We start from the raw sequence: 22,243 nt of genomic DNA on the forward strand, positions 1-22,243 counted from the left end.
TGTCAACGTAGTCCCTCTATTATAAATTCTCTAGTTCGAGGAATAAAGGTAGGCTATCTAGTTTGCCGATTATGCGCGCCCATCCGTAATCGCTTGTACGAGCTTCGGAAACCAGCTGGCAAGCGGAGTGAACCTATATCCAGCACGAACGGCCTTACTGGTATCCATAAGCCAATCAGCCGGGACCCCGAACGGGGACTGGTTCTCCGGCCCGGTCTCCCCTTTAATTATGGCAGTCCGCCCGGTAGCTTCTTCTATGGTCCTTACAATCTGACGCACCGAAATCGATCCCTCGGATGCCGCGTTAACCGGACCTTTCACCAAGCCCTGACCGAGCCAGGCCAGAAACTCGGCTGCTTCATTCGAAGAAATAAAGCTGAGCCTCGCATCGAGATTGGGCACACCTATCGAAGTGCCCTTCTGGATGCGGTGTACGTGAAAATGCAGTCTTTTCGTATAATCATCCGTACCGAGCACAATGGGTATTCTCATGGCCTGAACAGGAAAATGAGCCTTTTGGAACAAAACGGCCTCTGCTTGCCTCTTACCTTCAGAATAAGTAAAGTCCGAAGAAGCTCCTTTTTTGATGGGATAAATATAAGGGTTAAAGTCATCTTCTATAACTGCCCGCCCTACAGGCTCATACACAGACAGCGTCGAAGTCATAATGTACTGTCCGACCCGACCTTCGAAGGCGTCGACAGCAATTTGGGCGTCATCAGATGAGTAGCATATGTTATCGTACACAAGGTCCCAATCCCCCTGAGAGGTAAGGGCGAGCAGATCTGCCCTGTTAGTCCGGTCGAGTGTAAGATGTTTAATCCGCTTGCTGAAGATGACCGGTGAATTTCCCCGGGTAGCGATGGTGACATCGTGCTCGCCTTCTTGGAGAAGAAGCTCGACTAATTTTTTACCGAAATAGCGGGTTCCACCAAAAATCAATATTTTACGCATCCCTTTACCCCTCTTTCGCAATATTTATTTCTAAATTTAAAACGAAACTGACTTTTCCACAGATACGCCATTACCAACGTTGTAATTCTAATAGTAAACCCGCATGTGCTGTTATGCCAAATCACCGCAAGCGTTCTCCCCCTTGCCCACTTGCTTGCTTCTGATGCTTAAGTACTTGTTGTTTTGATACCAAAGCATCAATTAAGGTTATGAAAATCCAGTACCATTTCCCGGAAAATTTATGTATATAGTGGGATAGTCAAAGAATTCGGACTCCTTAATAATGGATATTAGGTATTATTTTTTGTCCCACCGTAAATTAAAATTTTGGGAGGAGTGTCGAAGTTTGTTCCAATCTATCATTCGAAAAACTTCATATGCTGTGGCAAGTCTTGCCATCCTATCAGGTATTGTTATCAACCCGGGTTACGCTTCTCCAGTATCAGCCTCAGCTTCAGCTCATAAGCCAGTAATTGAGTGGTCCCACCAGTATGGCAAGGACCAGTTAAATTCCAACGGACGCAGTGTTACCGCCACCGAGGACGGCGGGTACATCGTCACCGGTGACATTGAAGAAGACCCAGGTTCAGGGTACGGAATCACCAAAGCATACGTCCTTAAGCTTGATGCTTCTGGGAAGGTGCAGTGGGATCAGAAAATTCAGCACGGAGACTCGGAATATACGTATGCGCATCAAGCGGCTCCAACCCAGGACGGTGGATATATTGTCAGTGGAGCGACTAAAAACTATGATGGCAGGCCACACAATGTTGTCTTCTTGGCCAAGCTGAATGCCCAAGGGAACGTGGAGTGGGAGAATGAATATGGTGACGGATATACCAATCAATATGGGGAATCTGTGGTTCAAGCCGAGGACGGCGGATTTGTTGTAACGGGATACAGTGTAACTTCCTATGGCGAAGCTCCGGCTTATGTGCTTAAGACAGATGCCCAAGGCAAAAAGCTATGGTATAAGAAATTCAGATTCGGCAGCAATCAGTATTTTAACGATGTGATTGCCACACCAGATGGCGGAACGATTGCGGTAGGCACCCTTAACTCTGTTATTGGCACTGGTGAGGATGACGCCGGCATTGCTACGAAGCTGAATGCCAACGGCGAGGAAGTCTGGACGCATAAATATGCCCAGCCGAATTCCGGGCGCAGCGCATACGCCATCATTCCTTCGGATGACGACGGTTATTTAATCGCCAGCAGAACGAAAGATGACGTGAACCTTCTGACCAAGACAGACGCCTCCGGTGAAGTAATCTGGGAGAAAAGCTCCACTTCGCCAGATGGTCGTGAACTCTTTACCGAGCTTGCTCGCACCAAAAACGGATATGCACTGATTGGGCAGAATGAGAAAGGCTCCTATCCTGATGAGCAGAACCGCTTTGAAATCCTGCTGCTGGATCAAAGTGGGGAAATTGCGGATAGATTAATTTTTGGTGATGCGAACCTGTATGGAATCGGCAAAGGGACTTATGCTCCAGACGGAGGGTTTGTGGTTACCGGGCAGGCTCATGAGAATAACAAATATTTTCTGCAGCTGACCAAGCTCGCTGCCCCGGACCAGCCTCAGGTAGACCCGGTTCTAACCGGAATTAAATTCACCGACTCCAGCAAAAAAATTTCGGTGGGCGAGCATGCCCCCACTGTAGTGAATGCGGTTTATTCCGACGGAAGCGCAACCGGACTGACGGATGAAGTCACGTTCTCCTCGGATGACGAGCATATCGCTGTGGTAGACGGGAAAGGTCAGATTACCGGCATCAAGCCGGGCAGCGCCACCATCACTGCCGTATATCAAGGGCTTCAGGCGCAGTTGAAAGTAGAGGTATCCGAGACCCCGGGCAATGGAAATCCGGATGGTGAAGGCACCTTCTACCTGGACTCGGACGAGTATTCCTTAACTGCCGGGACCTCTCTGGACACGATTGCCTTCTTCAAGGATAAAGACGGGAAGATTCATGATGTGACCAAGGATGCAGCCTTTAAGAGTGACAATCCGAAAGTCGTGGAGTATGACGAGGACGGCAACATCATCGGGGTGCACGCGGGAATCACTCACATTACCGCTGAATACAAAGGACACTCGTACAGAGCGCTTGTTCAAGTGGTCCGTGCCTCTGTGCCAAAATAATGGATAGAACGAAATCAGGTGCCGTCTTCTCAGACGGCACCTGATTTCGTATAAAAGTTCGATTTGTGTTCAAAAAACTCCGGGAACGAACGACAGCTCCCAACGCTGCTAGTTTGGGATTTCTTGAATTATTTATTTGGTGAATGAAATCCCAACCCAAAGGCAAAAAAAGCCGTCCAGTCTGCTGTATGATTACTTATCATTGGGAGGGGCCGTTTTTTCAATAGCAAGAAAGCTCTGTTATCTTCGTGTCTCAAACAGACTCTTAATCAGGGAAATCCCACTGATTACCCCCAAATAGAAATGACCGTGCTGATCGATCAGCTTCAAATACTTAGGATATAAAGGCAGCTTGAAATAGAACGCAGCCACAACATACACCAGCAGGACAAAGCTTGGCAGAAATACGGCTAGAAACATCGGCTTGTTGAAACTAGCCCTGCCAGGGAGTCCGAACAGGCCGCTTAGATAAATACCAAGAATCAGGGCAAATAAGGTGCCTGCCCATAAACTTCTTTTAATGTTGAAATCCACCTGGCCTTTGCGGGCAATCTCGTCCAGGTACTGATTGCCATAATAGAGCAGCAGAATAGCACCTATCGTCCAGATCAAATAATACAGATATCCTTTTCTCTTCATTCGTCAACTCTCCCGCTTGATAGATTCCGAGTTATACTCCGGCTGCTGGGTCCCGCTTATGACATATTCCTTCCGGTCGCGTTGCCCTTTAACATGCTTCAATTGAGCCACGATAATCAGACTGATTACCACGAGCAGGAACCAGGAACTGATCTTGCCGAGATGCACCATCTGCCAGGCATGCTCCTGATCCGGATAGCGCCACGCGCCCAGAAGTGTGGATATATTCTCCGCCAGCCAGATAAAGAAGCCCACCAGCAGGAAGCTTAGCAGCAGCGGCATCCGGAGAGTTCGCTCCTCTACCTTGAAATAAACTTGTGTTTTATAGAATATGACACACAGCAGCACAATTAGAATCCATCGGTAATCACCAATATAATGGTGGGTGAAAAAGTTCAAATAAATCGCACCGCTGATCACCCAAGGCAGCACTCGCCCCGGCCAGCCTGTAATCTTCAGGTCAAACCTGCGCCAGGCCTGACAGATGTAGCTCGCCACACTCGCGTACATGAACCCGCTGTACAAGGGAACACCATAGAACTTGCTCCACCCGGGTTCAGGGTAAGACCAGGAACCCATGTGCACTTTATAGAGTTCCAAAACAAGCCCAATAATATGGAACAAACAGATTACCTTGAGCTCATCCAAAGTCTCCAGGCTGAACACCACCATTGCTACCTGGGCTACGATACAGATCATAAGGATAAGATCGTACCTCGGTACATAAGGCACTTGAACGACTTTGGTGACAGCCAGGGATGCGAAGATGATCACCGGGAACACGCAGGACAAAGCCTCTTTCCAGCCGAAAACCCATAACTTGCGCCAAAATTGCATGGTTCACCGCCTTATCTTAATACAGCCTCATCCACTTAAAGCTTGATCAGCATATGAATGTCCTCAGGCTCAAGCTCAAATAGCTCCGGGTCAACCTCCTGGGTTACCTTACTGCCACAGTGGGTATAGAAATTAACGGCAGACTGTGTCTCCGTGGAGGAGACATAGAGATAGGCTGCCCCGCGGCGGAGCGCCTCCCGTTTCAGTTCATCCATCAGCGTCCTTCCAATTCCCTGTCTGCGGTAGTTTCTTGATACATACATCAGGTCAACCTGCAGCTGGTCCTGATTCTTGCCGCGGAACTTGTTCGCAAGCACGCCGAAACCAGCCAGCCTATCGCCATCGAAAGCCCCATAGGCGTACCCTCCATCCGACAGCTGCTCAAGATACCGGGTCTTCAGCTCCTCCAAGTAGTGCTGATCCCAGGTTCCACACTCATGGCCTGCAGGGATTTCTTTCACACTTCCATTCTCCATACGGTAAATCTTCTCAATATACTCCGAACGGTCAATATGAGAGATCAACTTCACATCTTCATGTGTCATCGGTCTATAGTTAAGCATACTGCTTTATTCCTCCATTTCATTCAATACCTCTATCGTTTATCCAAGCTCCATTTCCATCAGAATCATGTCTTTGCAGGCAATCCCGTTCTCCATAATCGGTTCACTGTAATGCTTCACGAAATAATCCCGCTCCACGCCAGTGATGCGGAATCCGTTCTTCTGGTAAAATGCCAGCTGGTTCAGGCTGGAGTTGCCTGTGCCTACCTTCAGCAGACGATAGCCCGCCTTCCGGGCAGAGTCAATCGTGTGCTGAAGAAGCTTTTTGCCAAACCCTCTTCCCTGGGCTTGTTCATGCACCGCAATATTGACAATCTCCGCCTCCTCCGGCGAACGCGGAAGCAGAACACAGACACCAAGAATCTGTTGATCCACAACCAAGGTGTACACTGAACTTTTATGTATATAACTCTGCACCATCTGCTCATCCGGATCTGCCAGCAGCAGCAGTTCCATTGGCAAAGTTTCAGGTTCCAAATGCTCTTGAATAAGTATTGTAGTAATAGATAACGCCTCCTGAATTTATGTTTGTATTAGGGCAACCTTATCCATTATAGCATTTTCTGAGTTTAGGAACTTAGGGAGGAAGCACTTATACCAATAAATAATAGAATAGTCCCTATAAATCCCAGGATAAATTATCCATAATTGTAATAAGGGTAGAGGACTATCCTTGCAAAAATATAAAGGAGGTTTGCTCTATGAAAAAACCAGCCAGGCGCATCAGCAGCAAGACCACAGCCTTACTCACAGGCCTCATTCTCGCCATGGCTGTGCCGGGAACAGGATATGCCTCTGCCGAGATTCCTGTGATCGAGAACAGTACCAACAATACATCTACTGTGGTCATTACGTTCCCTGGACAGCCAACTACAGGTGGGGACTATACTGTCGGAGGTGGAGGGGCGACTACTCTGCCAAGCAATCCGGGAATACCTGATGTCGGTGGAGTAGGAAATCCGGACGAAGTTATAATTTTATTTCCTGGCAACCCAGGGGGAATACCGGACGTGGGCGGAGTTAAAAATCCAGACGGAACGCCAGTCACACAGCCAGAGATACTCCACTTTACTCTGGACTCTGATGAGTATTCGGTTACAGTAGGTGACACCCTGGACACCGCTGCCTACATCAAGATCGGTCAAGGCCCTTTGAAGAGAGTTACAAATGACGTAATCTACATAAGCGAACGGCCCGACCTTCTTCAGGTGGACAGCCAAGGCAATCTCACCGGCTTGAAGCCTGGCCTTGCCCGGGTAACCGCACTACATAGCGGCAAGCTGTTCACCGCAAAGGTCCAGGTCGTAAATCCTTATCAAGGACGTTAACCGTTTCTGTACAAGCAAATAATCTTGCCCAACAAACCTAACCTTCCAGCCATAATGGCCAGAGGGTTAGGTTTGTTTCTTATCTCACTAATTCTAATTTAGATCCGAATCCCTTCCTCCGTCCATCGCCCTACATTTCAGATCCACCTGAAACCCATCATTTCCCTTTTATTGAACTATGTTGTGATTCGTTGTACTTTGTTATAGTTATTCTTTGGGCCTATCAAGGTCTTTAAGCAAACAGGATAACAGAAGACAATAAATCACAATTGAGTACCTTTAAACGAAAAACTCTCCAGCTATATAATTGCCTTGTAAACGCTATCAATCATGAAAAGGGGCGAATCAATTGAAGAAAAAGCTATTCTCAACGGGAGTTTCCATGGCTGTGGTCATGTCCCTCCTTCTCTCCGGCTGCGGCTCGGACAATTCTGGAAGCGGGAACACACCTGCTGCAGACCCGGGCAAATCCAATCAAGAAACGTCTAAAAACGCTTCGGACATCAGCGGCAAAATCACCTTCCTGACCAACCGTACGGATATGATTGGCAAGGAATACGACGAGTATCTGAAACGCTTCAATGAAAAATACCCTAATATCGAAGTCGAGCTTGAGCCTTCCCAGACAGACTACAATCAGCAGGCAAAAGTTCGCATGGCCAGCCAGGAGCTGCCAGACGTAATGTTCATTCCAACAATCCCGAACTCGGATCTTCCTAAGTACTTTGCTCCACTAGACGATCTCGGGCTTAATGATCAAGTAACCTTCAAAGACTTTAAATCCTTCGATGGCAAGCTGTACGGAATTTCTTCCGGCAACTCCACTTCCGGTATCGTATATAACAAAAAAGCTTTCGCAGATGCAGGAATTACAGAGGTACCCAAGACCTGGGATGAATTCCTGGCTGCTTGTGAGAAGCTCAAGCAGAAAGGCATCGTTCCGCTGGCTTCGAACTTCAAGGATAAGTGGCCGCTGAACAACTGGGTGTATGATCTTCCCAGGGTAATTGAGAACAACCCGAACTTCCCGAATGATAAACTCAACACAGATACCCCGTTCACCATGGACAATGGTTACGGCAAAGCGATGGGACTCCTTCGCCAGCTTAACGAGAAAGGTTACCTGGAGAAGGATATCAATTCAACGAACTGGGAGCAGTCCAAAAAGGATATTGCCGCAGGCAAATTCGGAATGTATTTCCTCGGGAACTGGGTTATCAACCAGGTCATCGGGGCTGGAACAACTTCGGACAATGTCGGATTCTTCCCGCTGCCATATGACAATTCTGGCAAACCATCTGCTGCTCTAAGTCCTGACTTCTTCTATGCGGTCGCCAAAGACAGTGAGCATGTGGACGCAGCCAAGGCATTTGTGAAATGGATGATTGAAGAGTCCGGTTATGAGGATTTCGCCGGGTTCATTCCGCCTCTTAAGAACAAAGAATCCAAACTGGCTCAGCTGAAGGAATTCCAGTCGGGCGGCGTGAAGCTCCAGGAAGGTACAGTGGATGATCCTGTTGTAACAGACATCAGCAACAAGGCACAGCTGGATCTGCCAGCGGTAGCACAGGAATTTGTACTTGCCTCTGATCCGCAGAAAGTGCTGGATAAATGGAATGCCGCATGGGCCAAAGCCAGAAAAGAAGTGAAACACTAATTCCAGAAAAACCAGGGAAAATGGATTATCTTCTGATGGATAATCCATTTTCCCTATAACTTTTGAAGATCTATAGAAAGAAGGTCTGAGGATGTTTGGAAGCCTATCTTACTCAAAACAGAAAATGATCATTATCATCTCCTTCCTGACCGTCCCCCTGCTTCTGCTTGCCACCTTTACCTATTATCCGGCTATAAAGCTGGTTTATTACAGCTTCACCAACTGGGACGGCTACAGCCCTGAGAAGCCGTGGGTCGGCTTGGACAACTACCGGGAGGTGTTCGCCAATCCGGATATTTTCAAAGTATTTGAGCATAACTTTGCCTACTTTGTCATGGGGATCATCCAGAACATCATCGCCATTTATTTTGCCGTCGTTCTAAATAATAGACTTCGGGGAAAGAACTTCTTCCGTATTCTCCTGTTCCTTCCCTATATCATGAACGGCGTAGCCGTAGCTTTCATGTTTGGTTATGTATTTGATACCACTAACGGCTCCCTTAACCTTTTATTAGGCAGCTTGGGCCTTAGCGGTCTTTCCGATACCAGCTGGCTCGGAACCGAAGGCCTGGTGAATTACTCACTGGCTTCCACCGGCTTATGGCGTTTTATGGGCTATAACATGGTGATTTATATCGCTTCCTTACAGGCTATTCCACAGGATATCTTCGAAGCCGCCAAGATAGACGGGGCGAGTTCCATGCAAACGTTATGGAGAATTACCCTTCCTAATATGAAGCCGGTCATCCAACTGAATCTGTTCCTTACCGTCACTGGTGCCCTAGAAGTGTTTGATCTTCCCTTCGTGCTTACGAAAGGCGGCCCGGCCGGAGCCAGCCAGACGTATGTGCAGCGGGTTGTGGACACCGCCTTTGCTTATAACAATTATGGCCTTGCCTCAGCGATGAGTATTATTCTGCTGTTCTTTGTCGTCTTTGTCCTCTTGATCCAGCAGCTTGTTCTCAACAGGGGAGGTAACAAATAACATGAAAAGCACAAAGTTCAACTTCATAAGCCTTCTCAAGTATATAACTTTGCTTGCCGGGGTATTTGTCGTTCTCTTCCCTCCCTATGTCGTCATTGTTAATGCCTTCAAATCCAAGGATGAGTTCAATACCAGCAATTCAATGGAACTGCCCCACAGCTTCTTTAATTTCGAGAATTTTGTCACCGTGTTCAAACGGGGACATCTGCTAAGCGGGTTCAGCAACACACTGGTCATCATTGTTGTTGCGCTTGCGCTAAACATTCTGTTTGGTACAATGGTAGCCTACGTTCTGGGACGCTTCAGCTTCAAGCTGAAGCCCGTAGTGTTCGGAGCTTATCTGGTCGCAACCATTATCCCGAGCATTACGACCCAGGTAGCTACTTTCGGTATCATTAAAAGCTTGGGGTTGTACAATACCCTGGGAGCGCCTATCATTCTATATGTTGGTGCCGACGTCATTCAAATCATTCTGTACCTGCAATTCATCCGAAATATTCCTGTGGATTTGGACGAGAGCGCGATGGTAGAAGGCGCATCCCTATTCAGGATTTATAGATCTATTATTTTCCCGCTGCTGACTCCAGCGACCGCTACACTGGTCATCTTAAAGACGATCAGTATTTACAACGATATGTATATTCCTTATCTATATATGCCTAAACAAAGTTTAGGTGTGGTGACCACCGTGCTCATGCGGTTCCAGGGTGTGAATACAGCGGATTGGAATCTGATCTGCGCAGCAATTCTGCTCATTCTGCTGCCTACGGTCATTCTGTATTTATTCCTGCAGAAATATATCTTCGAGGGAGTGACCAGCGGCGCTGTGAAGTAGCTTGGGGAATGGAGAGGAAGGTCGTTCATCCATGTTTTCACTTATACGGGGTAATCTGCTCAAAGGCTGGTTATTTCTTGCCAACCTTTCCATGCAAAAAAAGCTGATCGTCATCTTTGTCTTTCTGATATCTATGCCGATCACCTATGTAACCTACCTTTCAGCGCGCTCAACTCTCCAATCTGTGCTTGAAAATGCGACAAACAACGCCGTACAAATGACTGCCAATGCCTCCAATACATTGGACAGCTATGTGGCGGATCTAAAAAGATATACGGTTCTCCCGTTATATAACAAGGAAGTTCAATACTACCTGGAGCAAAAGGGTACCAATTGGGACAAAAACGTCAGTATCGGGATGTTTCTCAGCTATCTGAACCATACCAAGGAAGAGATCTCAGCTGTCTATCTGGTCGATAAATTCGGATCGGTCTTCTATGACAAGAACACGACCATTACCGAGCTGTATCCCTACGAGCAGCTTGCGCAGTGGAACAGCCTCATTCGAAATAATGGTGCGGCCCCGATCATTACAGGCAGGCATACTATCCGCGCCAATTCCAATGGAAGCAAAGAGGTATTTACGGTCCTGCGGACCGTCAAGTCTGCCAGCACCCTTAAGGATATAGGCATCATCGCGTTTGATACAGATATCAAAATATTCAAACAAACCTTCGAACCGGTAAACCAAGTTACCGGAGGCAGCTCCATGATTGTCGACAGCCAGGGCAAGATCCTGTTTGCCAACAACGATAAGGGTGGATTCGACCCGACCAAGCAATCGAGCCTGCTTCTGAAGCAGGCCAAGCTTGACCAAGGATCTTTCCAGTCCGAGATTGGAGGACAGGAGTATTTAACCGTATACAAGGTATCACAGGAAACCGGGTGGATCATGCTGCACAGCATCCCGCTTAATCATATCTTGTCCTCGTTCGAACAGAACCGTTCGGCACTTATCCTGACCACTTTAATCATCCTGGCGTTCGCCCTGCTCGTAGCTACGATCATTTCCTACGCGCTGACCCGGCCGCTGAAATCAATGGTCCGTCTGATGAAACAAGTCCAACGTGGCAATCTCGGAGTCTCGTTAACGCCGAAATATAATGATGAAATCGGGCTGCTCGGCCACCAATTCAACCGGATGATTACAAGGATCAAGGATCTGCTTGAGGAGGTTTCTATTACAGAGAAACGTAAACAAAAGGCGGATATGCGTGCGCTTCAGAACCAGATCAATCCTCATTTTATTTATAATACGCTGGAGTCCATTCGAATGTTGGCAGAGAGTAATGATGACCCCCGCGTAGCCGAGCTTACTTATTTGCTGGGACTACAAATGAGGTACAGTATCAGCCGCAGTGAAGAGGCTGTCACCATAGCTGAGGAGCTTGAGCATGTGACAAATTACTTCCAGCTGCTTCAGATCCGTTTTCCGGGAAAATTCGAGCTGGAGCTTGACATCCCGGATGCTTTCCTGGAACTGCCTGTGCTCAAGCTTGTATTTCAACCCATCGTGGAGAATGCGGTCTTCCACGGCCTGGAGAAGAAATCCGGACCCGGGCTTCTTACCATTACGGCCTGGAGCCGGGATGACAACGCGATGTTCCTGATCAAAGACAATGGAGTAGGTATGAGCCAAGATAAGCTTCTGGCCCTGAACAACAACCTTCAAAGCGCGGAGCCTGGAGAGAATTTCGGAATCGGGCTGCGGAATGTAAATGAACGCCTGTGCCTGCATTATGGTTATTCCTATGGACTTCAGGTTGAAAGTGAGCTTGGCGTCGGTACAAGTGTCACACTTCAGATTAAAGGGCCAACCCTGTGCGAGACCGAAGACAATACTAAATAACCAGGGGGGACAACACGTTGCTGCGTATCGTAATTGTAGATGATGAGGTACTCATCCGGGAAGGACTTGCCCGCATGATCCAGAAAGAGAACCCCGAGTTTCTAATCACAGGCAGCTGCTCGGACGGGGAACAGGTGCTTCATGATCTCAATCTTGAAGCTGTCGATGTGGTCATTACCGATATCCGCATGCCCCAAATTGGCGGCCTTGAACTGATTCGCAAACTTAAAGACAGTTATCCGCATATCCGGTCTATTCTGATGAGTGGCTTCACAGAATTCAGCTATGCTCAGGAAGCGATACGTTATTCTGCTGTCGACTATTTGCTCAAGCCTATAAACAAAGACCAGCTGTTCGCGCTTCTATACCGGTTGGATGAGGAACGGAAGAATACCCGTAAGAAAGAGGACCAGCAGCGTAAAGGCATCCTGCTGTCTGTCTTACTCAGCAGGGCTTCTTCCGATTTTCTTCTATCTGAGTTGGTACTGCCCTGTCCCTATTTCACCCTGCTTGCCATAAAAATGAACAGCTCCATCGCTTTAACTGCATTTAAAGACTCGCTTCTTAAAATGGAAACCGTAATGCACACGGATGTCTTGGAGCTTCATGAGCATATGCATATTCTGATCTGTTACTCGGATAAGGAGCCAAGTTATGATCAGCTTCAGGTGATGTGCAGTGCCATCTTATCCTCTGTCTCATCTAAAATCCTGGTTCATATCGGCATAAGCCGCTCCTATCACCTTGCATCTGAACTGTACACAGCTTACCTGGAATCCATCAGGGCCTGTGGCCAGGGAATATACAGCGAATCATTCCGGTATATTGCCCACATCCAGGATATCAGCCTGCCTTCAACAAATGTGCTGCAGAGATTGACCGGTGACAAATCTGAACTGATCCATGATTTGCAAATTCTGAATATCAACCAGATCATGAAACGGATTAAGGAAGGTTTGGTACTGTTAAAGACAGAAAATTCCGAGCCGGAAAGCTACCTGAGATATGTTGGATGGATTCGGGAGACAGCCGCAAATGAACTGCAAGAGTTTCAAATGGTATACGAATCGTCTTCTGACCTAAAACAGGTGCTATCTGCTGTTATGAGCTACACTGAACTGGAATCAGAAATTATGGACACCTTTCTGTCGGTGTTCACAGAAATCCGGAACAAACGGATGTTAATGGGAGGCAATGCGGTTGAGACGGTGAAACAGTGGATCTCGGCCAACTATAATCAGCAAGCCGACCTAAATGAGCTGGCCCGGATGGTCTATCTGACTCCAAGCTATTTAAGCAAGCTCTTCAAGCAGGAGACCGGATTCACACTGACGGATTATATTATTGATGTGCGGATCAATCAGGCTAAGCATCTGTTAAAGACGGCCCCATGGATGAAAATTCATCATATCGGCGCAGAGATTGGTTATGATGATCCCGCTTATTTTAACAAGCTGTTCAAGCGGATCGTCGGGCTGACACCAAACCAATACAGGCAGATCGCACGGCAATCTCATACCAGCCCCCAATAAGCCGAGATGATTCCCCGGCACTTCACCCGGATATCTGGTATAATGATCAGCGCACGGGCAGATCTTGCCCCCACCTGATTATTAGGAAAGAAGTTGAACTCACCATGATTGCCGTCATCCTTGTTCAAGTTGTTCTGCCGATCTTTATTCTGATTGGAATCGGCTCCGTAATGCAGTATGTATTCAAGCTTGATCTATATACGTTAACCAAAATCAACTTTTATTACATTACGCCGGCTGCTGTATTCATCAGCATGTATCATTCGGAAATGTCCCCGGCGCTGCTCGGAAGTGTGGCCCTATTCTACACGCTGTATGTCCTTGTTCTCTATGGCGCCGGGACGCTGATCTCCCGCCAACGCAAGTTCAGCCGCGGCATGAAGGCCGCCTTCACCAACAGTCTGATTCTCGACAATTCCGGCAACTACGGTCTGCCGATTAATAATCTGGCTTTCCGGGGCGATCCCCTGGCCAGTTCTATCCAGGCCCTGATCATGTCGATGCAGAGTCTGCTAACCTTCACCTATGGCGTAATCTCCATTCAGGGCGCCAAGACCGAGGGGTTGTATAAACAGGCGGTCATCGGATTTTTGAAAATGCCGGTCCCTTACGCGCTTGTACTGGGACTGCTTATGCATATCTTCAGTGTGCCGCTGCCCATGTTTATCTACCAGCCGCTGCAGTACGGGGAACAATCCATGGTCGCCATTGCTCTGCTGACACTTGGCGCCCAGATCATTAAATATCCGCTAAGATTGGACCGGATTGAGGTATACCTTAGCGTGGTCATGCGTCTTCTGTTCGCTCCTGCTGTCGGATTCGTTCTCATTCTTCTGCTTGGACTGCGGGGAATTCCCGCGGAAGCCCTGCTCATTGCCTCCGGTATGCCGGTTGGGGTCAACACCTCCATCCTCGCCGAAGAATATCAGAATGAACCAGATTTTGCCGCGCAGACAATTTTGATCTCGACCATTCTTAATGTAATCACGATTACGGGTCTGATCTCCCTTGCCAGATATTTGGCATGACCTATACCCTGCGCAAAAAACAAAAGATTAGGCCAACCAGTAATCTGGTTGACCTAATCATACGAAGGGCCGTCCCCAAAGACGGCCCTTGATTTTATTTAGGAGTTCGGCTTGTGTTCGGAAAGCTCTGAAAACGAGCGCCCGCTCCCCGTCAACTCGTCCATTCCCCTGCCAGCATACCATAGACCACATGATCCACATAGATGTCCCCGATCAGCTCTGAAGCCCGGATTACCCCTTCCTGGGTAAAGCCCAGTCTCTCGGGCACCGCCCGGCTCTTCTTGTTATCTACCGCTGCCCGGATTTCCACCCGATTTAGCTCAAGCTCTTGGAAGGCATAGTTAATCAAGGCTCTGCACGCTTTGGTCATCAGGCCCTTGCCCTGATAGTCGGAGCCCAGCCAATACCCGATCGACACCTTGCGGTTCGGCAGGTTCAGATCCTGAAGCGAGATGCAGCCCGCGATCTGGCCATGATATACAAGACCACAGTACACACCAAGTCCTTTAGCATACACCTCAAGCTGGGAACGGATAAAATTCTCCGTATCCCCTGCTTCACGTGTGAATGCCACCCAAGGCAGCCATTCCCCCAGCATCTCCCGGTCATGAACGATCAGCTCAAATAAACGCGCGGCATCCCGCGGCTCAAGCAGCTTTAGGAATAAATCATCGTCGATGGAATATTTGAACATGGCATTCCCTCCTCTCTATATTTAAACGCTCACTATTTCTCATGCCTGTGCCGCTCGGGCGGCAACAACCGTACCACGCGAAGCTCCCCGCCTCCCAACGCGCGGTGTGGCCTGGCATAACGGTTGTCAAACGCAATTTTAAGCCACCCGATTCAGCCCTTTTATTTAAGCCAGCTCATGGTCCTTCGGCAGGAAGATCGTAAGCAGACCAATCAGCGGCAGAAAGGCGCAGATTTTCATTACAGTTTCAATACTCGTGGCATCGGCATAATGACCCAGTACGGCAGAGCCAATTCCGGCAAGACCGAACGCAAGCCCGAAGAATAGGCCTGATACCAAACCAACCTTGCCCGGAAGCAGCTCCTGGGCGTAGACCACAATAATCGAGAAGGCTGAGGATAGTACGAACCCGGCGCACACGACAAGCACTCCAGACCAGAACAGGCTGGCATACGGCAGCAGCAGTGAGAATGGCGCGGCTCCCAGGATGGACAGCCAAATGATTTTCCGTCTTCCATAACGGTCCGCAAGCGGCCCGCCGAAGAAGGTTCCAACCGCAGAGGAAGCCAGGAAGGCGAACAAGAACCACTGGGCGGTCTGCTTCGAGATTCCGAAGCTGTCAATCAGGAAGAAGGAATAAAAGTTCGTGATGCTGACCATATAAACGTTCTTGGAGAAGACCAGCAGAACCAGAATAATCATGGCTCCAACCACAGCCGCTTTGGATAAGGCTCGTCTTGTGCCCGTATGCTCAACAGAAGTCTTTTTCTTACGGGGCTGTAGATCCTGAGCACTGTACCACTTGGCTACCCGGTATTGGATTCCAATGGCAATCAGCGCAGCGATGCTGAACCAGATCACGCTGAATTGCCCCAGCGGAACAAAGATCAACGCGGTCATCAGCGGTCCCAGTGAACTGCCGAAATTGCCGCCCACCTGGAAGATCGACTGGGCAAGCCCCCGGCGCGGTCCTGCGGCCAGATAAGCAACCCGCGAGGATTCGGGGTGGAACACCGAGGACCCAATCCCAATAAAGGTCACGGCAAGCAGCATCCATATGTAACCTGGAGCAAATGCAACGAGCACGACCCCAAGCAGGGTGAAGATGACCCCGAAGGGAAGAATAAAGGGACGCGGCCTGATGTCTGAATAGACACCCACTACAGGCTGAAGAACGGATGCCGTAATATTCATGGCAAACGTAATCCAGCCGATCTGTCCATAGGACAGTGAGAGCGAGTCCTTAAGCACCGGGAACAGCGCCGGTATGGCGGATTGCATAGCATCATTCAGCAGATGCACGATACTGACGGCGAACAAAATCGGATACACTGTGGCCTGATTTACGGCCGACTTAACAACGGCAGCTGCCTTGTTCAAGAAATCTCCCTCCATTCCTTCTCTCTGTAAATAAAATCCATAAAAATGAACTTATGAAGGTTACCCTTGAAGCGCTGCGATGCCGAGTGTTCTTACGACCACGGTTGTCTCCAAAATGCTTGAACTAATATCCAAGCAGGGGCATTTCGGAGACAAAGGCGGACGCTCCGCTTCTTCAGAATCACTCGGCTCTCCGCTGAGATCGGTTTATTCTAAAGTTCATTTTATACAGCCTATTTTTAGGTTTTAAATGGAATCATGCCACAAATTCGCAGCAAAGAAAAGAGAAACTGTATAAATTTACAGTTTCTCTTCATTAAAATTTATTATCGCATTTAATGTTTTGGTAAAAATTATTTCCATCGGTTCGTTCTGGAGCAGCAGGCTCCCCGCATCCATATATCCAAGCTGTCTGTAGAAATGCTGGGCCTGCTCATTCGATAAGCTTGACGTCATCACGAGTCGGAATCCCTTAGCATACATCTCCCGTTCCCAGTGAGCAACCACGCTTCTGCCCATCCCCTGCCCCCGGTATTCCTCATTGATCCAGAGCATGTTCATAAAAGGGATGTTATCCCAGAAGTATCCATATCTATGCCAGCCAATTACCTGATCTTCTTCGTCACGAAGCATGTAGATTTCCTGCTGCTCAATCTTCTGACGGACCAGCATTGGCGGAAGATGCCTATCACGCTCAAGAATATATGGAATATCCGATATCCCCGCAAGCTCTATTCTCATGATGCCCCCCTTTAACAATTGCCGTTTACAAACAAGTTCTACACAGGGAGCAGCCACTCCTTCTGGAAGGATTAGGCTAATGATATAATACATAAGAGCATGCTATGATCCAAAAATTCTTAAGAGAGAAGTGACGATCATGAGTAAATATGGGATGAATGTGAAATTCACGGCTGTCCCCGGGGAACGGGACAATCTTGCCCAAATTCTTCTGAATGCGGCTGATTCCCTACAAACTGTACCCGAGTGTCTGATTTACGCGATTCATGTCACAGAGAATGAACCGGATACGGTGTGGGTCACCGAGGTCTGGAGCAGTAAAGTCGCACATGACGCCTCCCTTCAGCAGGAGGATACTCAAGCTGCCATCGGGCGGGCCAAGCCCTTGATTGCAGGCATTGAGGCCGTGCAGCTGACCCCCCTTGGAGGGAAAGGACTCTAGCTGTAGCATAGGGTTAATAGCTAAATGAGCAGCAGCGCCCCGGCGGTATTGATTGGATTCATCCACCCATAACATCCGAGGCAACCCAAGCTCATGCTTACCATTTCCTTGACGTGCGTCATGGTCCGATGGTGACGGTAGGCCCGGACACCTTGGTTATCGCCGCCTTTTCAGACAGCGGCATTCAGCATCAGCACAACCTGGTGCGTGATATTAAGGAGCGGGGAGCTACCGTCATCGGGTTCGCCGATCGTGCGGGGGTACTGCCGCATGAATTCCTCGACCTCGCGTTTACGACAGAACAACCGCTGGACGGCATCCCGTTCATTTTCATTCCGCAACTCGCCGCTCTGGCCAGCGCCGAACGCCAAGGCATCAACCCGGATCAACCCGATGGGCTTGTTGCCTGGGTCAAGCTGTAAATAAACCATCGCTCCACGTAAATCGCTGATTCAGCAAAAAAGCTGTGCCCAAGATCTCTACGATCTCAGGCACAGCCTCTTGCAATTGAGCTGCATTAAAAGTTAAAATTGTCCGGGTCCGGTCCGGTACGTTCATTAAGATTCAGCGCATCAATAGCAGCCATGTCTTCAGGACTCAGTTCGAAATTGAAAATGTCCGCATTGCTGATAATCCGTTCTTCATGGACCGACTTCGGAATCGTGATAATCCGGTGCTGCAGATCCCAGCGGAGAACGACCTGGGCCGCAGTTTTTCCATATTTCTCACCGATTGCTTTCAGCTTCTCGTCCTGAGGGGCCTTTCCCTGTGCAAGCGGTGACCAAGCTTCCACTACAATTCCTTTGGAATCGCAGAAGTCGCGGATTTCCTTCTGGCTCAAGTACGGATGAAGCTCAATTTGATTGACGGCTGGAGTTACTGAAGCATCGGCAAGCAGATCTTCAAGATGATGAACGTGGAAGTTGCATACGCCAATCGCCTTAGCCTTGCCATCCTGATATAACTTCTCCATCGCCTTCCATGTATCTTTATATTTACCTTTCACAGGCCAATGAATCAAGTACAGGTCCACATAATCCAGGCCCAGCTTGCTAAGGCTGGTGTCAATCGCCTGTAGAGTGGATTCGTATCCTTGATCGGAGTTCCATACTTTAGTTGTAATGAAGAGATCTTCACGCTTAAGCCCGTTCTCCTCCAGCGCCTCGCGAATGGCTTGTCCAACGCCTTCCTCATTCTTGTAAGCAGCAGCAGTATCAATACTGCGGTATCCGTTACGGATTGCTGCCTTCACCGAGCTGAGCACTTCGTCGCCTTCCTTAACCTGCCATACGCCAAGACCAAACCACGGCATTTGTACTCCATTGTTTAGTTCCACTGTATCTTGTAAATGGTTAGGCATGTAAATCCTCCTTCAGTGTTTTCATTAGTTCTGCCATGTCTATTATAGGAAATCCATAGGTGAAATAAAAGAAGGCACATATTTGATACTTACCCGTGAGAAGGATAATTTTACCTATGAAACGAGATTTTCATAATTTATACTAGATATAAAATGAACTTTAGAATTAACCGATCTCCGCGGAGAGGACGAGGCATTCTGAAGAAGCGGAGTGTCCGCCTTTGTTCCAAGATGCCCCACTGGATAGCTATTTCAAGCATTTCGGAGACAACAGGGGTCGTAAGGACACTCGGCGTCGCAGCGTCCCTAATAGGGTAACCTTCATAAGTTCATTTAATATATATCAAAATGTAATTAATTAGGGGAACAGCAACATGGAGAAAAAAGACCACTTGACTGAAAATACCCGCAAACACGAGCGGAAGAAACGTTTTTTTGGCAGAGGCGGTGTTAAATATGCCCTGCTGGAGCTGTTAAGCCAGGGGCCTAAGCACGGGTATCAAATGATCAAAGCGCTTGAAGAAGAATCCGGAGGCATCTATGTCCCCAGCGCCGGTTCAATCTATCCTACGTTAAATATGCTTGAAGCACGGAAGCTGATATCCGCCGAGGCGGTTGAAGGCAAGAAGGTATACAGCCTGACTGAGACTGGCCGCCAGTTCCTGAAGGATACTCCGATTCAGGAACTGTACGGGGCCTCAGCCTACCGCAAGGAACTGTACCGGATTGAACGCGAAGGCCACGGCAAGGAATTCAAAGACGAGCTTTCCGAGCTTCTTCTGCTGATCGGTAAAGCCGAAAAAGCCACGGTCGGGCACCCTTTTCATTGGGAACGCTTCCGCAGCGCACTGGATCAGCTGAAAGAACAAATGAATGAAATTGTTGATGACCTGGACCGGACAAGAAAGCCGGCATCCCGGAGAAGACAGCCAGACGATACACAATCGTAAAATATATCCCATTGTGGGTCAATACAGCCGGTTCACCAAGACAGCCTCATGCAAGGACTTCACTTCATCTTGGCTCATCTCGTAACCCGTGATATCATGCGCTGCTTCCGGCGGTATGACCTCCGCAATGACCAGCAGCCATAACATCCGCAGAATATATTTATCCATCGGGGCCTTAAAGGCCGCCTCCGCATATCCGTCCACCCTGGAAGACAGCTCCAGAAACCGATCTGCCTCTCCATTCAAATACGCCTTAATCATATCCGTTTGAATATTAGGGTAGGCCGCGCCTAGACCGGCTAGCGCCCCTTTGGCTCCGCGCATCACTGAATACCCAAACATCCGGTCTTCCCCGGTAATGAAGAGCTTGTCCGGAAACTCCCTTTCCAGCAAGGATGCCACATCCTGCATCGTCATGACACTGTCGAGGCAAGCCATTTTGATACCGATAGTCTGGGGAAGCTCCATCAATCTTCTCAATACATCAGGGGTATACACAATGCCTCCGGCTTCTTCATACAGATAGAACAGAATCAAAGGAAAGCCCTCATTTGCCAGACTGACGTGGTACTCCACGATCGCTTCATCTCGGACCTCGGGCGAAAGGTCCCGGAAGATGGCCGGGGGGAAGACAAGGATCGCATCCGCCCCCCACCTCATTGCCTCCTCCGCCATCCTGCGGGCAGATTCCTTCCATCGGTCCACTCTGCTTTCTTCGGGCCAGATAGGGTCAATCCTTGCCCCGGCACCCGCGATGACCAGCTGTTCCTCCCGGAGCTGCTTCCTCCACGATCGAAGCACGTACTCGCGCTCATGGTGCGGCAAATGCAGTCCCCGCCCTGTATGAACCCATACGGCAACCCCTGCAACCTGCTGCCCGGCCATATAACGCACATACCGGTCATGGGCCTCCAGGTGAATAGCGCCATCCGCCGAACGGGGAACGGGAACAGCAGGAATCAGGCCCCCCATAATCCGTTCTTTGATCCGCTGATAATCATGCATAGGCTTGATCCCTCCTACAGCAAGTACAAAAAGTATTCCTTACCCTGATTTCGGTACCACGAAGCCACATCGCTGAACCTTATAACTCCTCCCGGACCGGTAATATCCTGATGCTCCTTCACATGCAGCATCCAGGTGATAAGCCCATCCTTCGGATGGAAATACAGCTCATGCAGCGCACGTTCCGTCTTGCTGCCGGTGCGCATGCCAAAGGCGGAGTTCGGACGCTGGAATATCGTATGCATTTGCAGGCTCTCGGCTCCCCGCAGCCCGTACTCCACGGCCATTTTACCAGAATGAATGTTGCCTGTGCCTGACAGAGGGGGAACCGGATGCTTCAGCTTCCCAAGCACTTCCATCTTGCGCAAGCGGGAGAGAATGCGGAGATTCCGTGTGCTCAGGTCCGGTCCTCCGTAGGCAGCGCCTTCCTTGCCTAGAAACTTGAGACGCGAGTCGTAGAGCCTGTTGGCATAGATCACATAGTCAGGCCTGACCGGTCCCTCTTCAAGCAAAGTGCGGATGGATTCGAGCTGAAAGCGGTCGTCAAACATCGTGTTCATCAGCTTAATGCCCAACTGGAGATCGGCGTCCCCTGCGGCCGTTTTGATGAGGTAGGGCACCTGTCTAAGCCATTCCAGCACTGTATTCTGCTGCTTCGCCAGTCCCGACCCTGCTACTGTCGGGCTGAAATCCTTCTCCATTTGAAGCGGTCCCGCTCCAGGCTGCTCATTCCACACTTGAAGAAGCATCCGTGTGGTGTGCCGGTATTCATCCAGCGCATAGCCGGCCTCTTCCCGGCAGGGCAGATGATACTTGCATGACGGGACCACAACCATTCCGTGGGCCCTGCCTACAGCAAGGGCAGAGCGGAAAAAGTCCAGGTAGGCCGACAGCGTACCGTACCATCCTCTGCCCCTCCAGGTTACGTTCCATCCCAGCTCGCCGGTCTCCTTGCCGGTAATCTGGTTCACCACCATGCGCGTTTCTTTCACCGCCCATTCCTTCATGGAACGCTGGCCTTCCTCATTCTCGGCAATCACGGTCTTGAGCACAACAAAGCCCAGACCTGCTCTGGCATCCGCCTTGACCTGCTCCAAATTTACCGACAGTTGGCCGGACGCTTTGCCAAACGGATTCTTAATCCGGGTCATTCCATATCGTGATGAGACATCCACACCATACTTTTCCAAAATATACTGTTCAATTTGATCTGGCATACCTTCCCGGAAGCGGTCATAATCCGCCTCGATTCGGGATACCGTCTGTCTGCCGATTAGCGGCTCGGCCGGTAAGATAGGGCCATCCATCATCTTCAACC

Annotated in this window: 22 protein-coding genes; 11 read left to right on the forward strand and 11 right to left on the reverse strand. The window is 49.1% G+C overall.

From position 1 onward, the window contains the following. Nucleotides 1-69 precede the first annotated feature (69 nt). Complete coding sequence (locus BN6628_RS15540; RefSeq protein WP_068618952.1) at nt 70-954, reverse strand: NAD-dependent epimerase/dehydratase family protein; 885 nt, start codon at nt 952-954, stop codon at nt 70-72. A gap of 346 nt (nt 955-1,300) precedes the next feature. On the opposite strand from BN6628_RS15540, the gene BN6628_RS15545 reads away from it, so the two are divergent. Beyond that, nucleotides 1,301-3,100: an Ig-like domain-containing protein gene (locus BN6628_RS15545; protein ID WP_068618954.1), complete on the forward strand. Its 1,800-nt coding sequence runs from the start codon at nt 1,301-1,303 to the stop codon at nt 3,098-3,100. Between the two features lie 240 nt (nt 3,101-3,340). Here the strand turns inward: BN6628_RS15545 and BN6628_RS15550 are convergent, their stop codons facing one another. Genes BN6628_RS15550 through BN6628_RS15565 form a run of 4 tightly spaced genes read right to left on the reverse strand, consistent with a single transcriptional unit; the run spans nt 3,341 to nt 5,595 of the window. Beyond that, nucleotides 3,341-3,739 carry a hypothetical protein gene (locus BN6628_RS15550; protein ID WP_068618956.1) on the reverse strand — a complete coding sequence of 133 codons (399 nt, stop codon included), beginning with the start codon at nt 3,737-3,739 and terminating at the stop codon, nt 3,341-3,343. Nucleotides 3,740-3,742: 3 nt separating this feature from the next. After that, on the reverse strand, nt 3,743-4,576 hold the full coding sequence (locus tag BN6628_RS15555) for a DUF817 domain-containing protein (protein ID WP_068618958.1): 834 nt from the start codon (nt 4,574-4,576) through the stop codon (nt 3,743-3,745). A gap of 35 nt (nt 4,577-4,611) precedes the next feature. After that, nucleotides 4,612-5,139 carry a GNAT family N-acetyltransferase gene (locus tag BN6628_RS15560; RefSeq protein ID WP_068618960.1) on the reverse strand — a complete coding sequence of 176 codons (528 nt, stop codon included), beginning with the start codon at nt 5,137-5,139 and terminating at the stop codon, nt 4,612-4,614. Nucleotides 5,140-5,178: 39 nt separating this feature from the next. After that, nucleotides 5,179-5,595 (reverse strand): GNAT family N-acetyltransferase, encoded by a 417-nt coding sequence (locus BN6628_RS15565; protein WP_068618962.1) that lies wholly within the window; start codon nt 5,593-5,595, stop codon nt 5,179-5,181. A gap of 245 nt (nt 5,596-5,840) precedes the next feature. On the opposite strand from BN6628_RS15565, the gene BN6628_RS15570 reads away from it, so the two are divergent. The 7 genes from BN6628_RS15570 (at nt 5,841) to BN6628_RS15600 (ending at nt 14,353) form a co-directional block, all read left to right on the forward strand. Continuing rightward, complete coding sequence (locus tag BN6628_RS15570; RefSeq protein ID WP_068618964.1) at nt 5,841-6,467, forward strand: hypothetical protein; 627 nt, start codon at nt 5,841-5,843, stop codon at nt 6,465-6,467. Between the two features lie 349 nt (nt 6,468-6,816). Continuing rightward, on the forward strand, nt 6,817-8,124 hold the full coding sequence (locus BN6628_RS15575; RefSeq protein ID WP_082926934.1) for an ABC transporter substrate-binding protein: 1,308 nt from the start codon (nt 6,817-6,819) through the stop codon (nt 8,122-8,124). 91 nt (nt 8,125-8,215) lie between these two features. After that, the gene (locus BN6628_RS15580) at nt 8,216-9,109 is read left to right on the forward strand and encodes a carbohydrate ABC transporter permease (RefSeq protein WP_068618965.1); all 894 of its coding nucleotides are present in this window, start codon (nt 8,216-8,218) and stop codon (nt 9,107-9,109) included. A gap of 1 nt (nt 9,110) precedes the next feature. Next, on the forward strand, nt 9,111-9,944 hold the full coding sequence (locus tag BN6628_RS15585; RefSeq protein WP_068618967.1) for a carbohydrate ABC transporter permease: 834 nt from the start codon (nt 9,111-9,113) through the stop codon (nt 9,942-9,944). 31 nt (nt 9,945-9,975) lie between these two features. Continuing rightward, nucleotides 9,976-11,793: a cache domain-containing sensor histidine kinase gene (locus tag BN6628_RS15590; RefSeq protein WP_068618970.1), complete on the forward strand. Its 1,818-nt coding sequence runs from the start codon at nt 9,976-9,978 to the stop codon at nt 11,791-11,793. 17 nt (nt 11,794-11,810) lie between these two features. Next, on the forward strand, nt 11,811-13,325 hold the full coding sequence (locus BN6628_RS15595; RefSeq protein WP_068618972.1) for a response regulator: 1,515 nt from the start codon (nt 11,811-11,813) through the stop codon (nt 13,323-13,325). A gap of 104 nt (nt 13,326-13,429) precedes the next feature. Further along, nucleotides 13,430-14,353, forward strand: a complete 924-nt coding sequence (locus BN6628_RS15600) for an AEC family transporter (RefSeq protein WP_068618974.1) — start codon at nt 13,430-13,432, stop codon at nt 14,351-14,353. Between the two features lie 151 nt (nt 14,354-14,504). Here the strand turns inward: BN6628_RS15600 and BN6628_RS15605 are convergent, their stop codons facing one another. The 3 genes from BN6628_RS15605 to BN6628_RS15615 form a co-directional block, all read right to left on the reverse strand. Then, nucleotides 14,505-15,047 (reverse strand): GNAT family N-acetyltransferase, encoded by a 543-nt coding sequence (locus BN6628_RS15605; protein WP_068618976.1) that lies wholly within the window; start codon nt 15,045-15,047, stop codon nt 14,505-14,507. Nucleotides 15,048-15,212: 165 nt separating this feature from the next. Continuing rightward, nucleotides 15,213-16,427, reverse strand: coding sequence for an MFS transporter (locus BN6628_RS15610; protein ID WP_235847653.1), 1,215 nt, complete (start codon nt 16,425-16,427; stop codon nt 15,213-15,215). A gap of 300 nt (nt 16,428-16,727) precedes the next feature. Beyond that, nucleotides 16,728-17,168 carry a GNAT family N-acetyltransferase gene (locus BN6628_RS15615; protein ID WP_068618980.1) on the reverse strand — a complete coding sequence of 147 codons (441 nt, stop codon included), beginning with the start codon at nt 17,166-17,168 and terminating at the stop codon, nt 16,728-16,730. A 139-nt stretch (nt 17,169-17,307) separates the two neighbouring features. On the opposite strand from BN6628_RS15615, the gene BN6628_RS15620 reads away from it, so the two are divergent. Together BN6628_RS15620 and BN6628_RS15625 are read left to right on the forward strand one after the other, a co-directional pair. Then, a complete protein-coding gene (locus BN6628_RS15620; RefSeq protein WP_068618982.1) occupies nt 17,308-17,610 on the forward strand; it encodes a putative quinol monooxygenase in 303 nt (100 codons plus the stop codon). A 128-nt stretch (nt 17,611-17,738) separates the two neighbouring features. Beyond that, the gene (locus BN6628_RS15625; protein ID WP_068618984.1) at nt 17,739-18,032 is read left to right on the forward strand and encodes a phosphoheptose isomerase family protein; all 294 of its coding nucleotides are present in this window, start codon (nt 17,739-17,741) and stop codon (nt 18,030-18,032) included. 95 nt (nt 18,033-18,127) lie between these two features. On the opposite strand, the gene BN6628_RS15630 is transcribed toward BN6628_RS15625, so the two are convergent. Then, nucleotides 18,128-18,970, reverse strand: coding sequence for an aldo/keto reductase (locus BN6628_RS15630; RefSeq protein ID WP_068618986.1), 843 nt, complete (start codon nt 18,968-18,970; stop codon nt 18,128-18,130). 374 nt (nt 18,971-19,344) lie between these two features. Between BN6628_RS15630 and BN6628_RS15635 the strand changes: the two genes are divergently transcribed. Continuing rightward, nucleotides 19,345-19,920 carry a PadR family transcriptional regulator gene (locus BN6628_RS15635; protein WP_068618987.1) on the forward strand — a complete coding sequence of 192 codons (576 nt, stop codon included), beginning with the start codon at nt 19,345-19,347 and terminating at the stop codon, nt 19,918-19,920. An 18-nt stretch (nt 19,921-19,938) separates the two neighbouring features. Here the strand turns inward: BN6628_RS15635 and BN6628_RS15640 are convergent, their stop codons facing one another. Together BN6628_RS15640 and BN6628_RS15645 are read right to left on the reverse strand one after the other, a co-directional pair. After that, on the reverse strand, nt 19,939-20,925 hold the full coding sequence (locus BN6628_RS15640; RefSeq protein ID WP_068618989.1) for a dihydrodipicolinate synthase family protein: 987 nt from the start codon (nt 20,923-20,925) through the stop codon (nt 19,939-19,941). A gap of 14 nt (nt 20,926-20,939) precedes the next feature. Then, nucleotides 20,940-22,235, reverse strand: coding sequence for a beta/alpha barrel domain-containing protein (locus tag BN6628_RS15645; protein ID WP_068618992.1), 1,296 nt, complete (start codon nt 22,233-22,235; stop codon nt 20,940-20,942). Nucleotides 22,236-22,243: the final 8 nt, after the last annotated feature.

The organism is Paenibacillus tuaregi (assembly GCF_900086655.1).
Lineage (GTDB): Bacteria > Bacillota > Bacilli > Paenibacillales > Paenibacillaceae > Fontibacillus > Fontibacillus tuaregi.